Consider the following 13777-nt stretch of genomic DNA (forward strand, 5'->3'; position numbering starts at 1 on the left):
TGAAACATATAGAATTATTATATTACAAAGCCGCCAAAAAGCAAAATCTTTCCAGAAATGGCCATAATAAAAGAGGCGAGACAGAATCTAAAAAATTCATGATTTTTGATTCTTGGTCCCACCTCGGTAATCATAATTAAACTTTTAAAAGCTTGAGAGAAATAGAATTCAGTCAAACAGATCTTGCGTCCTGCAAAACTGAATGATGATTTTTTAGAGCAAGGTCATTTCCCAGTCTTTGCTTCTTACTTAAAAGGGAAGTTCCTCTTCTTCCAATACTAAATCTGCCAAATCAGCTCCGCTATTATTTTCACGCAGAGCGCGCTGAGCCCGACTTTCCAGCAGCTGGAAGCTATGACAGAGCACCTCTGTCATATAATGAGTCGCCCCCTCCTTTTCATAGCGACGAGTCCGTAGCTCACCATCCAGAGAAATCAAGCTGCCCTTACTTGCATAGCTGGCTAAAGTCTCAGCTAAACGACCCCAGACAACGACATTTACAAAATCCGCCTCACGCTCACCGCTCTGAGATTTATAACGGCGATTAACCGCGACCGTTGCACGAGCCACAGATTTTTCATTCGCAGTCTTGTGCAGTTCAGGCGTAGCCGTCAGCCGGCCAATTACAATTACTTTATTATACATTTTATATCCTCCTAACTTATCATTCGTAATAGGAGGCAAAAAGTGAAAAAAATGTGGTATAGTATAGATAAAAAGGAAAGTTGCAGCTTCTGTCCCTTTCCTACTTGACTTGTACAATGGAGGTTCAGATGACCATTAAACATTCCCCTGTGAAAAATCTTCTTTTTATCCTGATTTCTCTGTGGTTCGGGGGCTTTTCTGTCTTAGCTGCCGTAGACTATCTGACCAGCTCCAACCCCTACAAAGACACTAGTTTCTTTGTCCTTAGTCTGCTAGTTGCTGCTTTCTTCTCACTGCTCCTTATCTTTGCTATTCGCAGACTAACCATTCATGCGACTATCCTCTCCTTTGACCACGAATATGTAACCTACCATTATAGCGGACTCTTATCAGCTGCCACCTACTGCATTCCTATGCAGCAGATTAGTCATGCTCGCTACAGCCGAGACAGTGAAGAATCCGAGATTAGTCTTTGGATGAAGGACGGTTTCCATGACTTTGCAGCCTTTAATCATCCCCGCCATAAGATTTATGCCTATCCTGACAGCCAGCTCATCGGCATTGTTTTCAAGAGAAAGCGCCTCAAAGCATTGGAAGACCACAGCCTAAACAGCCTTATCTACCAATACAAATACAGCACTCCGAGCCAGATTCCCACAGCCACTCCTCAATCATCAACCGACTCGCAAAGCAATAGCGACAGCGTCTTCTTTTGAGAAATCCTGTAAATTTCACATCAAATCACTTTAGATTATGGAGGATATTTAATGGTTTATATAGCATTTACTTATTCCATTCTTTTATTACTTTCAACCTATTATGGTTACAAAAAGGGCATGGGAATATCCAGAATTTCATTAGTCATAAGCTCGCTTTTATTTCTCTCAACCTTTCTTCATCTAATTTTCTTAAATACTTTCTTAAAAACCTTGATATCAATACTGTTACTGTTAATCTCAGTAAGTTATTTCCTTGACAGAAAAAAGAGTAAGAAGCAGATTCATTATCCTCATCATTGTATTCGATTAATTTTTCATGTATTCATAATTTATTTTCTATACCATTAGTTTAAGATAAAGTTATTACCAAAAAAATAGAGTGAAACCAATTGTAGGACGATTTCACTCTATTTTTTGTTTTAGACTGTGCTGTAGCACATTACTGATGTTAAATTCTTTATCCCTGCCAATGTTTGGCTGGGTCAAAGGCAGTTCCAACTAGTTCGCTATCAGCTAATTCGATGATGCCACGTTTTTGAGGCGCATTCGGCAGCTGAAGTTCCCGTGGGCTGCACATCATACCAAAACTCTTTTCGCCTCGAAGTTCTCCAGGAAAAATCAAATTCCCTTTAGGCATCATGGCACCCGGCAGAGCCACAATCGTTTTGAGGCCGACTTTGGCATTAGGAGCACCGGCCACGATTTGAACAGTCTTATCAGCAGCTACCTGCACTTGGCAGATATTCAGGTGGTCACTATCTGGATGAGCTACCATATCAACGATTTCTCCAACCACAAACTTCGGTTGGCTGTCATTAACCAAGTCCGCTGGGAAGCCTGCCTTGCTCAACTCCTGATTGAGAATAGTCACTTGCTCATCTGTCAAAAAGACCTGTCCGCGCTCTGCAATTTCAAAAAGGTCTGACTGCTCAAAAATATTCCAAGCAACAGTCTGGCCATTGTCTTCGCGGTAAACACGCGCTACCCGTCCTTTGCGCTCAGCTGCCAGTTTAGCTCCTTGATTGTCCGCAGCAATAATCATCAGCACGTCACCGACATATTCTTTATTATAGGTAAAAATCATTTTACGCTCCCTTTTTCTCTTATACTCGCTAAAAATTCATTGATTTGACCCTTGGTCTTGCGGTCACGATTGACCAGACGGCCAATCTCCTGTCCCTTTTCCAGCACTACTAAGCTGGGAATACCGTAAACATCCCACTCTTTGGCCAGATCCAGATAAGTATCACAGTCCACTTGGATAAAGCGATAGTCAGGATTTTCCGCTTCTATCTCTGGCAGGAAAGGTTTGATAAATCGGCAATCTCCGCACCAGTCAGCCGTAAAAAAGAAGACAGTCCTCTCCCCTTCATTGACATAAGAAGCCAATTCCTCTATATTTACAGGAACAATCATGCTTCTTCCTCGTAGCTTAGCTGACCATTTTCATAGACAAAGGCAAAATGGCGGTCGTCCTCTAAGACCAGACCACCAACCAAGCGGTCATCTGTGGACTCGTAGAGCTTAACATAAAGGCAGGAAATAGTGCCCTGACTGGAAAAGAAATCTCGCACAAGCTCGACGATTTCCTCCCGATTACGCAGTCTTTTCTGCTCCTGTACGACTTTGGCTGCCCCAAAAGCCAGCGCTCCAGCCCCCAAAAGGGCGGTTGTAGTTAAAATGATTTTTTTAGCTTTCATGTAGAATATTTTAACACAAAAGAGCAGAGGCGACAAACAATATTCCAGATTTTCCTGGGAGAAGTTGGATTCCTAAGTGGGCAGTCCTGTTGATTCATATAAGCTATAAGATTTCCCTACTCATTTACCGCAAAAAGTGATAAAATAGGGGGCAGAAAGAAGGTAAGTTTATGACAACATTATTTTCAAAAATCAAGGAAGTAACAGAACTTTCTGCTATTTCAGGTCACGAGGCACCTGTTCGCAGCTACCTGCGGGATAAAATCACTCCCCACGTCGATGAGGTCGTCACTGATGGTCTGGGCGGCATCTTTGGGATACGCCATGCAGAAGCTGAAAACGCTCCCCGTGTATTGGTAGCAGCTCACATGGACGAGGTTGGCTTTATGGTCAGCGAGATTAAGCCGGACGGGACCTTCCGCGTGGTGGAAATCGGCGGCTGGAACCCCCTGGTCGTTAGCAGCCAACGCTTCAAACTCTTTACCCGTGAAGGTCGGGAAATCCCTCTTATCTCAGGCTCTGTCCCTCCTCATCTGACGCGCGGATCTGGCGGACCAGTTATGCCACAAATTGCTGATATTGTCTTTGACGGTGGCTTTGCAGATAAGGCGGAAGCTGAAAGCTACGACATTCGGCCAGGAGACACGATCGTGCCAGACAGCTCTGCTATTCTCACAGCTAACGGCAAGAACATCATCTCCAAAGCCTGGGACAACCGCTACGGCGTCCTTATGGTCAGCGAATTAGCTCAAGCCTTGTCCGGTCAATCACTAGGCAGCCAACTCTATGTCGGCGCCAATGTTCAAGAAGAGGTTGGCCTGCGTGGTGCCCATGCTTCAACGGCAAAATTTGCCCCTGAGGTCTTTCTGGCTGTGGACTGCTCCCCTGCGGGCGACATCTACGGCGGTCAAGGAGCCATTGGCGACGGAACGTTGATTCGCTTCTTTGATCCTGGTCATCTCATGCTGCCAGCTATGAAGGACTTCCTCTTGACAACTGCTGAAGAAGCTGGCATCAAGTATCAATATTACTGCGGCAAGGGCGGAACGGATGCTGGTGCTGCCCATCTCCAAAGCGGCGGCGTACCATCTACTACCATTGGTGTCTGCGCCCGCTACATTCATTCTCACCAAACCCTCTATGCCATGGACGATTTCTTGCAAGCCCAAGCTTTCCTGCAAGCTTTGGTCAAAAAGCTGGATCGCTCAACAGTGGACACGATTACCAACTATTAATTTCAAAAGGCGGCTCGTTCTTCATTCGGGCTGCTATCTCTTTTGTCTGATACTTTCCCTTTCAACTTTCCAATTTGAAGAAAATTTTGTTATAATGCTTAGCAGAGGTGAAAATATACATGAAAAAAATTGCTTTTGATTCTGAGAAATACTTAAACCTGCAGCGCGACCATATCTTGGAGCGCATTAATCAATTTGAGGGCAAACTTTACATGGAATTCGGCGGTAAAATGCTGGAAGACTTCCATGCTGCCCGTGTCCTGCCAGGCTATGAGCCGGACAATAAAATCAGACTGCTCAAAGAGCTCAAGGACCAAGTAGAGATTGTCATTGCTATCAATGCCAACAACATTGAACATTCTAAGGCGCGTGGCGATTTGGGCATTTCCTATGACCAGGAAGTGCTGCGACTAATCGATACCTTTAACGAGCTGGATATTTATGTAGGCTCAGTGGTCATCACCCAGTATTCCGGTCAGCCGGCGGCGGACCTCTTCCGCAGCCAGCTGGAAAAGAATGGCATCGCCTCCTACATCCACTACCCAATCAAGGGCTATCCGACCGACATGGACCATATCATCTCGCCTGAAGGTATGGGGAAAAACGACTACATCAAAACCAGCCGTAATCTAGTCGTTGTTACCGCACCTGGTCCTGGTTCTGGTAAATTGGCTACTTGCCTATCCAATATGTATCACGACCAAATCAATGGCATCAAATCAGGCTACGCCAAGTTTGAAACCTTCCCAGTTTGGAATCTGCCCCTGCACCATCCGGTCAATCTAGCCTATGAGGCAGCGACGGCAGACCTCGACGATGTTAACATGATTGATCCTTTCCATCTGCAAACCTATGGCAAGACTACAGTCAACTACAATCGTGATATTGAGATTTTCCCAGTCCTCAAGCGCATGCTAGAACGTATCTTAGGTAAGTCTCCTTATGCTTCTCCAACAGACATGGGCGTCAACATGGTCGGCTTTGCTATTGTGGACAATGAGGCTGCCATTGAAGCATCTCAACAGGAAATCATCCGTCGCTACTACCAGACCATTCTGGACTTCAAGGCAGAGCGCGTTTCTGAATCTGCTGTCAAGAAAATCGAACTCTTGATGAATGACTTGGGTATCATACCGCTGGACCGCAAGGTAACAGTTATTGCGCGCGATAAAGCTGAAACCACTGGTGAGCCAGCTCTGGCCTTGGAATTGCCAAACGGTCAAATCGTAACCGGTAAAACCTCTGAACTCTTTGGCCCTACGGCAGCTGTATTGATTAATGCCATTAAGAAACTAGCCAATATTGCCAAAGAGACCAAGCTGATTGAACCTGAGTATGTCAAGCCAATCCAAGGTCTGAAAATCAATCATCTGGGCAGCCGCAATCCTCGCCTCCACTCAAACGAAATCTTGATGGCTCTGGCAATCACAGCCATGGAAAATCAAGATGCTGCGCATGCCATGCAACAACTTGGCAATCTCAAGGGCAGCGAGGCCCACTCCACTGTCACTCTGACTGATGAAGACAAAAACGTCCTGCGCAAGCTAGGCATCCATGTAACCATGGACCCCGTTTACCAGTATGATAGACTTTATAGAAAATAAAAAAACAAGCTCTATTATAAGCTTGTTAAGATAGCTGGCGACGCCAGCTTTTTTTGTTAATAGCGCTTAGATAGGATGAAACGCAAGAGATAGTAAAGTCCCAAAACCAGAATAATGGTCAAGGTCAGAAACTGATTAAGACTTAAGATGATTGGGAAAATCATGGACAAAACACTCAAGCACGCTGCCAGCAGCAAAAGGATATTAAAAAGCAAAGTACGAGTCTTTTCGTCAATCATGCGATTGCGCTCATCAGTCACCTGAATGTAGAGCTTCTCAAAATTTTCCTCCCGTCTTAGGGCCAGATTATACCGAATGGTCAGCAAAGAAAGCCCCAGCAGGATACCAACCATGACTCCTTCCTGATGATCATCCAGAGAATGAAAGTGGCTCCAGGCCAGTCCTACCAAGATGATAAAGGTTAAGATACGCCCCACGATAACTTTCCTTTGAAGTTTTTTTCGAAATTCTTGTTTAGTTAATGTTTCCATGTCAGCCTCCTATTTTTCATACGCTTGAAAAATTTTCAACATCACCACAATCAGGAAAATTCCCACAAAAGGCAGGATTTCCTTAGGGATAAAATTGGCTTGAAAATGGAGATGAGATAAGCCAACCACCACCAAAATAGCCAATATCCATTTACACAAATAAGTCCATTTCATGATTCATCCTCCTCAAAGAGAAAAACTTCTTCAATCCTTAAATTGAAAAAGGATGCAATTTTATGAGCCAAAAGCAGCGAGGCATTGTAGCGGCCTTTTTCCAAAGAAATAATCGTTTGTCTCGTGACCTCTAGCTTCTCAGCCAGCTCCTCCTGGCTGAGCTTTTTTCTTTTTCGTAATTCTTGAATTCGATTTTCCAAGGCTGCCTCCTTTCTACAATGTAAAACAAACTTTACTTTTCAAATATAGTATAGCTCCCTTTACATCTTTTGTCAAGAAGAAAGCGGCAGAAAAAGGACTGAAAATTTAAACATTGCAGTCCTTTCATCATCTTTATTGATTTCCTTTGTTATTTGATTTCCAAAGCTACAGTCAATTCTACACAAGCTCCTCCTTGGTCTGGATTGAGTAGGATCAGACGACCACCATGCAAGAGAGCTACCTGCTTAGAAAAGGCTAAGCCGATACCATGATGGGGATTAGCTGAATTGCGGCTTTGGTCACTCTGATAAAAGAGCTGTTCCGCTCCCAGCAACATCTCCTCTGAAAATGCAGGGCCATTGTTCCAGATAGCAAAAACCAACTGGTTCTGCTGCACTGATACCATTAGCTTGACTTCCTTTTGACCCTGGTTTGCATGTTCAAGCGCATTCAGTAAAATATTGAGCAAAGCTCGCTTGAGATAGTCCAAATGAATCGACAAAATCAGACTAAGGTCACAATCTTCTTGGAGATAAAAACGATAGCTTTCCTGTTTGCTGAACAGTGCCCAGTCGTCCTGTAAATCAGCCAAAAAGTCCTCCAAGGAAAGCTGACTGAACTGATTAGAATCAATCTGAAAAGTCTTAGCGTAATCAATCAAAGAGCCACAATACTCTTCCATCTTGTGACTGGCCTGCAAAATCTCAGCAGCATAGTCTGCCTGTGGCTGGCCTAACTGCGCCAATTCCAAGAGCTCAGCATTCCCCTTAATCACAGTTAGGGGCGTCTTCAAATCGTGCGATGTCGCTGATAGCTGTAAAATCAACTCCTGATTATGCTGCTGCTCTCTTTCTAGAAGACGAGCATTATCTTGGTGGCTGCTCCGTAAATCGCTGTAGACTTCTAGCATTTCCTCAATCCGAAAAAGCTGACTTTGATTTTCTTCTAAAAGCTTCTCGCTCTTTAGCATTTTTATTTCCCTGTCGATTTTTCGGAGCAATTTCAAAATATGATAAAAAGTAATCAGCAGCAAGCTCCCTGCCCAAAAGAACAAGGTGAAAAGAACGTGATTACTTCCTTGCGTAAATTCATAGCCTATAAGTACAAAAATCAAAACATGAAAGAAGACGATTTTTAAACTGGTTGTCCAGACTAGGCTTTTGAAATTTCGGGTTCTAATTGCCATCTATAGCCTACTCCTCTCACTGTTGCGATTGCTTGCAGCCCTTCTTGTTTGCATTTTTGGCGAATCTGATATACGTATTCTGAAATAGAGCGAAGCTGTGTTTCTGAGCTTTCTGGGTAAAGCAAGGTATGCAGGCGTTCAGCTGAAAAGGTCTGCTTGGGATTGCTAGCTAGTAAATGTAGCAACTTAAACTCTCGCTCTGAAAATTTCAAGACTTTACCAAAACAGGCAACTTCATAGCGCTCTGGATAAAATTGACAAGAAGCAATTTCAGAATAGCGCTCCTCACGTCTTTCCTCCCGACGAAGATGAGCTCTGACACGCGCCAGCAATTCTTTGGTCCCAAAAGGTTTGACAATATAGTCATCTGCCCCACGAAAGAGCCCTTCCACCTTGTCCGCCTCCAACTCCTTAGCCGTCAGAAAGATGATGGGACACGAAAGATGAGGACGAATGTAGGAGCACAGCTCAAAACCATTAACAGGCTCCATCATCACATCTAGCAAAATCAAGTCATATCCGACAAAATTCGTCAGCTCTAGCTCTTCTATCCGATCAAGCGTCGTCACATCATAAGCATCGAGCTCTAGGACGTTTTTCACCAGCTTCAAAATGCTCCGGTCGTCATCAACCACCAAAATACGATACTGTCTCATAATTTCCATTATAGCATACCTCTAGCGAACATCTCGTTTCAAGCTTAAGAATATAGCAGAGCTCCAAACCAAAGCTAGCCAGAACAGCTGTATCCCCAGACCTGATAAATCTATTGAATGCTGAAGCCCTTCATACTCAAAGAGATTTAGGGTAGCCAGATCGGGCAGGTATTTTGCTTCCTTGATGAACGTTGCCAACAAACGACTGAGACCAATCAAGAGAGGAAAGAGCACTGACACCGGCACAACCCAAGATTGAAATAGCAAAGCGAGGCCGGCAGTTAAAAAAGCCAGAAAAAGATTGCTGAGAAGACCAAAAGAGCTGTAATAGAGGAATTTCCCCAGTAAGGACCAGCTAAAGTCTAGGTCAAAACGAGCCAGCATAACAAGGAAACAGCTGCCTATCATGATACTGTAGAGGATCAGGAGCAGCATGGCCAGAAAAAGGATTTTCCCAGCCAACCAAGCCCTTCTATTTGATACGGTTAGAAAATTCGTTCGCATCCCAGACTTGACAAACTCCTGGGCAAAATAGAGGGAAGTAAAGATGACGATGACAGGCTGTGCCAGATAGAGGGCATGCAAAGCCTCACTCAGAGCCTTTGTCTGGCCAACTGCTGTTTGACTGTAGTCAAGATTCATCAGAAAAAATGGAACGATTACCAGAGCCACCAAGGCTGCACCAAGAGCGAGATAGTAAGAACGGAACTTAATCCATTCGCTTCTAAGTAGAGCTTTTATCATCAGTATCGCCCTCCTAAATCAGTCTTCAAAAAGCGCAGAGAGGTCATGCCGCCAATGACTAATATCCATGCACCAAGTATCAACAGCCCTTGCAAGGGATTGTTGGCATATTGGGAAGTTGGCGTTGCAGCAAACAACTCTCCTGCTGGCTGTGGCAGATAAGCTCCCCAACTCGTGTGAGCTGCCAGGTAGTTTCCCAGATTATAGATCTGTGGTACGAGAAAAAGCAGAGGAACTAGCATGGTCCGAGCCAATAAACCTAACAAAAATGAAAGGATTCCCAAGAGGGTTAGAGATAAGGTTTTCCACAAAATCAGACTCCAAGCTGCCTGATTGAGCAGAATCGGATTAAGCCCTTCCTTTCCTAAAGCCAGGTGCATGACCATATAACTAAAGTAGATTGATAAAAAGCTACTGGCAAGAGAAAAGCAAGCAAAGGTCATGAGTTTCCCCACAAGCAACTTCAGGCGGTTATTACAGGTCAAAAGACTGGTTCTCAAGCTATGAGACTGAAATTCCATAGCTCCCAAAATTCCAGCTAAAATGACCAAAACCATGCCTGCCATAGAGGCACCATTGAGGCCTAGATATTCCAGCGGGTCAATGGCTTCTGCCAGGCCGGGAACCGTCTCAGGCGTGGCATCCAAGCCGACAGATAAATACTGTCGACCCTCCAGCCAGGATACGGCAGGCACCAAGAGCAGCATGAAGGCCATACTCACTTTGAAAGCCTTGGTTGAGCGAATTTTCAACCATTCTGAATGCAATAAAGACATCGTTTCTTTCATCTTAAACCTCCTCTGTCAAATCAAAGAAGAGATCTTCTAGACTGTCTGAATCTTGCAGCACCTCTTCCAATGGTCCCTGCTCAATAATTCGCCCATGATGAATCAAGACTACATCATCTGTCACCATTTGCACCTCTGATAGGATATGAGAAGATAGAAGTACCGTTTTCCCTAAATCAGCCTGCTGACGGATGAACTTTCTAAACCACTTGATCCCACTTGGATCCAGTCCATTGGTCGGCTCATCTAATATAAGAAACTGAGGATCACCCAGCAAAGCCGCAGCCAAACCCAAGCGTTGACCTTCCCCCAGAGACAGGCTTGACAAGAGGTCCTTCCTCTTATGAGCGATTCCAGTCATCTCCAAAACCTCATCGATCCGAGACTTGGGAATAGCATTACTCGCCGCAATAATCCTCAGGTGGTCATAGACCTTTCGATTTGGCAGACCGCCAATGCCGTCAAAGGCTGCACCTACCGTTCTGAGCGGATAGGTCATTGACTGATAGGTTTGCCCATCAAAAGTCGCAGTCCCAGACGTCGCTCGATCTAACCCCAAGAGAATCCTCAAGGTCGAACTTTTCCCTGCGCCATTTGGGCCCAGAAAAGCTGTAATCCGCCCGCTTCTAGCTGTAAAAGAAATATCTTCTAAAATCTGCTTGCTGCCATGCTTCTTGCAGACCCCTTCTATTTTCACCATATGTTCCATACTGAACTCCTTTTGATTTTTCTTTAGTATACAGGGGCAAGTTCAGAGAAAGTTCAGACAATGAAAAAACTTGCCTTGCGACAAGTTTCTTTTCTCATTTTTCAACCGCATCCCAGAGCTGGCGAATGCTTTTTTTCTGCACGGGATCGACAAAGTGTGGGGCGATTTCCACCAGAGATTGCAAGACAAAAGCTCGCTCAGCCACATAAGGATGAGGAACAATCAAGTTTGGACTGTATAACTCTTCTTGTCCTATGTAAAGAATATCCAAATCAATCACACGAGGTCCCCATTTGATTTCCCGCACGCGCCCTAGATCCGATTCGATAGCCAAGAGCGTCTGCATTAACTCCTCAGGATTGAGCCAAGTCTCAACTTCAACAACTTGATTGAGAAACGGATCCTGCTCAACGCCACCCCAAGGCTCTGTCTCAATGCGGCTTGATGCCTGCAAAACTCTTATATTTTGCTCTGCCATTTTTTCCAGAGCCGCATCCAGATTGGCAGTTGGGCTGCCTTGATTGCTCCCCAGAGCGATAAAGGCTTTCCGCTTTTGACGCACCAGCTTGACTGAGCAGGTCTCTAAAGGCAGCGGCACGGGTGCCCAAGGCTTCTTGACCTCCAAGCTGACCTTCTGCACCAAAGGATGAGTCAGAAAAATCCGATCAATCAGCTTGTAAGCCAGCGTTTCAATCAAGTCTTCCTTGCTTTCCTGACACCAGTAGGTCAAATCCTGAGCCAATTCTCCATAGTGGATAGAAGCTGTCAGGTCGCCTGTTTTGGCAGCCCGAGTCATATCATAGTCCAAAATCAGATCCAGCACAAAACGCTGGCCCAATTCCTTCTCTGCTCCAAACAGACCGTGATAAGCATATACTTCCAAATCCTTTATGCGCAGCTGATCCATTCTCTTGTCCTTTCTGATTCAAGTTTCTGCATTTTATCCTTGATAAAACTATCTAACCTTTCCTAACATGCTCCACCACTGATAAGATCAATGTCCCATCAGCTTGTAAGCTTCATTTTTCAGATCCTTATCCGTCGCTAAAACGCCGCGCGCTGCTGTAGTAACCGTTGCAGTGCCAGGCTTTCTGACTCCGCGCATATTCATACACATATGCTCAGCTTCCACCCAGACCAGAGCCCCTTGAGCACCCAGATAGTCCATCAAGGCCTCAGCAATCTCTACGGTCAATCGCTCTTGAATCTGCGGTTTCTTGGCATAGACCTCTACTGTTCGGGCCAGCTTGGACAGGCCTGCTACCCGACCATTAGGCACATAGGCGATGTGAACCTTCCCGTAAAATGGCAGGAAGTGGTGCTCACACATGGAATGAAAGAAAATATCCTTCTCCACTACCATATTATTGTCAATGATTTCAAAAGACTTGGCCAGATGCTCCTCAGCAGTCTCACCCAGCCCAGCAAAGATTTCCTGGTACATTTTAGCAATGCGCTGTGGCGTCTCCTGCAAGCCTTCGCGGCTTCCGTCTTCTCCAACCGCCTCAATAATCTGGGCAACAGCTGCTTCAATTTTCTTCGTGTCCATATATGCTCCTATGTTCATTTTTATTTTTTGATAATTGACTTGACTGAGAAGGACGCTCAGCAAAGTCTAACTCGCGATTCTCAAGGATTGATTTTCTAACCTGAGCTAGAAAATAAAGAGAACCCGTGATCAACAAAAGTTCATCTGACTCATGCTCTACTGCTAAATAATCTGCTAAATAATCCGGCCATTCTTTGTAAGACAGGCCTTGCTGCTCAGCCCAGGCTTGCATGCTCTCTTCAGAAAAACTCCGCGGATCAGCAAAGGCTGTCAAGCTTATAGCTGCTTTGGGAATCTTTTGCAGCAGCTCCACCATATCATCCAAGGCCTTGGTTTGGATACAAGCAAATAAAATGTGCTTCTTATAAGTCGGATAATGCTGGTCCAGTGTCGCAGCTAGCGACCGCAGGGCATGGGGATTATGGGCTCCATCCAGCAAGATAAGCGGCTGATCCAATATTCTTTCCAAACGCCCAGGCCATACAGCAGCAAGCAAGGCCCTCTCAACCTCTGCTTTTGTCAATAAAGGCAGCGACTGCAGCTGACAGTATAGGTCGCACAAGTGCAGAGCCAGTCCAGCATTATCTGCCTGATGCAGTCCCATCAGAGCTGTTTGATACGAGTCTTTGGACCGATAGGCATTCGAAAAGGAAAAGCACTCCCCCTCCTCTGACTCTTGAGGTTCCACTTGATAAGCTTGAGACCAAGAAAAGAGCGGAGCATCTTTTTCAGCAGCCTTTTGCTCGACTACTGCCAGAGCCTCTGGCTCCAACCTACCGGTCACAATGGGAACTCCATGCTTGATAATGCCAGCTTTCTGCTGGGCAATAGCCTCTAGACTGTCACCTAGCAAGGCCACATGATCCAGACCGACTGTTGTGATTGCAGTCAGCAAGGGCTGGCAGACATTGGTACTGTCCAAAAGCCCACCCATGCCGACCTCGATAATAGCCACATCCACCTGCTGCTCAGCAAAATAATCATAAGCTAGAGCAGTTATAATCTCAAACTCAGTCACACCCTGCAAGCTAGAGTCTGTCGCATGCTGGGCCAAGAGGTCCTGATAAAGGCTCAGCAATCGCTGAAGATCTTGGTCGGAAATCGCATTGCCATTAATGGCAATCTGCTCATTGTAGCTGACTAGGTAGGGAGAGGTGAAAGTGCCAACACGCAGGGCTCGCACCTCCAAAAGTTGGCGCAGATGGGCAATGGTTGAACCCTTGCCATTAGTCCCCGCAATATGAATGACTGGCAGCTGCAAATGCGGATGCCCCCGCAGCTCCAGCAAACGCTCCATCCGCTCCAAGCCAAAATTGGGACTAGCTGTCCGATAAGCTTCCAGCCAGCTTAAATCAGGTAATTCTTGTTTTTTCATC

The 13777-nt window shown here is 45.3% G+C and carries 18 protein-coding genes; 3 read left to right on the top strand and 15 right to left on the bottom strand.

The window, feature by feature from the left end; all coding sequences use genetic code 11:
• Positions 1–249: 249 nt before the first annotated feature.
• Positions 250–645: a single-stranded DNA-binding protein gene (locus J1C81_RS10875; RefSeq protein ID WP_002918330.1), complete on the bottom strand. Its 396-nt coding sequence runs from the start codon at positions 643–645 to the stop codon at positions 250–252.
• A 128-nt stretch (positions 646–773) separates the two neighbouring features.
• Between J1C81_RS10875 and J1C81_RS10880 the strand changes: the two genes are divergently transcribed.
• Entirely contained in the window at positions 774–1361 is a 588-nt protein-coding gene (locus J1C81_RS10880) for a hypothetical protein (RefSeq protein ID WP_032910021.1), read from the top strand.
• 460 nt (positions 1362–1821) lie between these two features.
• On the opposite strand, the gene ytpR is transcribed toward J1C81_RS10880, so the two are convergent.
• Genes ytpR through J1C81_RS10895 form a run of 3 tightly spaced genes read right to left on the bottom strand, consistent with a single transcriptional unit; the run spans position 1822 to position 3064 of the window.
• Positions 1822–2448 (bottom strand): YtpR family tRNA-binding protein, encoded by a 627-nt coding sequence (gene ytpR, locus J1C81_RS10885; RefSeq protein WP_004189613.1) that lies wholly within the window; start codon positions 2446–2448, stop codon positions 1822–1824.
• A complete protein-coding gene (locus J1C81_RS10890; RefSeq protein WP_004189616.1) occupies positions 2445–2780 on the bottom strand; it encodes a thioredoxin family protein in 336 nt (111 codons plus the stop codon). The genes ytpR and J1C81_RS10890 overlap by 4 nt, the downstream gene beginning before the upstream one ends.
• Positions 2777–3064, bottom strand: coding sequence for a DUF4651 domain-containing protein (locus J1C81_RS10895; protein ID WP_002903480.1), 288 nt, complete (start codon positions 3062–3064; stop codon positions 2777–2779). Before J1C81_RS10895 ends, J1C81_RS10890 begins: the two co-directional genes overlap by 4 nt.
• A 170-nt stretch (positions 3065–3234) precedes the next feature.
• Here J1C81_RS10895 and pepA point away from each other — a divergent pair, with 170 nt between their 5' ends.
• The gene (pepA, locus tag J1C81_RS10900; protein WP_004189619.1) at positions 3235–4299 is read left to right on the top strand and encodes a glutamyl aminopeptidase; all 1065 of its coding nucleotides are present in this window, start codon (positions 3235–3237) and stop codon (positions 4297–4299) included.
• A 119-nt stretch (positions 4300–4418) separates the two neighbouring features.
• Positions 4419–5903, top strand: a complete 1485-nt coding sequence (locus J1C81_RS10905) for a DUF1846 domain-containing protein (protein ID WP_004189622.1) — start codon at positions 4419–4421, stop codon at positions 5901–5903.
• A 56-nt stretch (positions 5904–5959) separates the two neighbouring features.
• On the opposite strand, the gene J1C81_RS10910 is transcribed toward J1C81_RS10905, so the two are convergent.
• The 11 genes from J1C81_RS10910 to J1C81_RS10960 form a co-directional block, all read right to left on the bottom strand.
• Positions 5960–6394, bottom strand: a complete 435-nt coding sequence (locus J1C81_RS10910; RefSeq protein WP_004189625.1) for a hypothetical protein — start codon at positions 6392–6394, stop codon at positions 5960–5962.
• A 9-nt stretch (positions 6395–6403) separates the two neighbouring features.
• The gene (locus J1C81_RS10915; RefSeq protein WP_004189628.1) at positions 6404–6568 is read right to left on the bottom strand and encodes a hypothetical protein; all 165 of its coding nucleotides are present in this window, start codon (positions 6566–6568) and stop codon (positions 6404–6406) included.
• Positions 6565–6768, bottom strand: a complete 204-nt coding sequence (locus J1C81_RS10920; RefSeq protein ID WP_002896748.1) for a helix-turn-helix transcriptional regulator — start codon at positions 6766–6768, stop codon at positions 6565–6567. The genes J1C81_RS10915 and J1C81_RS10920 overlap by 4 nt, the downstream gene beginning before the upstream one ends.
• Before the next feature lie 149 nt (positions 6769–6917).
• Positions 6918–7955 (bottom strand): sensor histidine kinase, encoded by a 1038-nt coding sequence (locus J1C81_RS10925; protein WP_004189632.1) that lies wholly within the window; start codon positions 7953–7955, stop codon positions 6918–6920.
• A complete protein-coding gene (locus J1C81_RS10930) occupies positions 7922–8620 on the bottom strand; it encodes a response regulator transcription factor (RefSeq protein ID WP_002903588.1) in 699 nt (232 codons plus the stop codon). Before J1C81_RS10930 ends, J1C81_RS10925 begins: the two co-directional genes overlap by 34 nt.
• Positions 8621–8632: 12 nt before the next feature.
• Positions 8633–9355 carry a hypothetical protein gene (locus J1C81_RS10935; protein ID WP_004189636.1) on the bottom strand — a complete coding sequence of 241 codons (723 nt, stop codon included), beginning with the start codon at positions 9353–9355 and terminating at the stop codon, positions 8633–8635.
• Positions 9355–10143, bottom strand: a complete 789-nt coding sequence (locus J1C81_RS10940) for a lantibiotic ABC transporter permease (RefSeq protein WP_004189639.1) — start codon at positions 10141–10143, stop codon at positions 9355–9357. The genes J1C81_RS10935 and J1C81_RS10940 overlap by 1 nt, the downstream gene beginning before the upstream one ends.
• Position 10144: 1 nt before the next feature.
• Positions 10145–10852, bottom strand: coding sequence for an ABC transporter ATP-binding protein (locus J1C81_RS10945; protein WP_004189642.1), 708 nt, complete (start codon positions 10850–10852; stop codon positions 10145–10147).
• 94 nt (positions 10853–10946) lie between these two features.
• Positions 10947–11759 (bottom strand): 2-amino-4-hydroxy-6-hydroxymethyldihydropteridine diphosphokinase, encoded by an 813-nt coding sequence (gene folK / locus J1C81_RS10950; protein WP_004189645.1) that lies wholly within the window; start codon positions 11757–11759, stop codon positions 10947–10949.
• An 87-nt stretch (positions 11760–11846) separates the two neighbouring features.
• Positions 11847–12401 (bottom strand): GTP cyclohydrolase I FolE, encoded by a 555-nt coding sequence (gene folE / locus J1C81_RS10955; RefSeq protein ID WP_002896758.1) that lies wholly within the window; start codon positions 12399–12401, stop codon positions 11847–11849.
• Entirely contained in the window at positions 12382–13776 is a 1395-nt protein-coding gene (locus J1C81_RS10960) for a bifunctional folylpolyglutamate synthase/dihydrofolate synthase (protein ID WP_004189648.1), read from the bottom strand. The genes folE and J1C81_RS10960 overlap by 20 nt, the downstream gene beginning before the upstream one ends.
• Position 13777: the final 1 nt, after the last annotated feature.

Origin of the sequence: Streptococcus sanguinis (assembly GCF_050225395.1) — a bacterium.
GTDB lineage: Bacteria > Bacillota > Bacilli > Lactobacillales > Streptococcaceae > Streptococcus.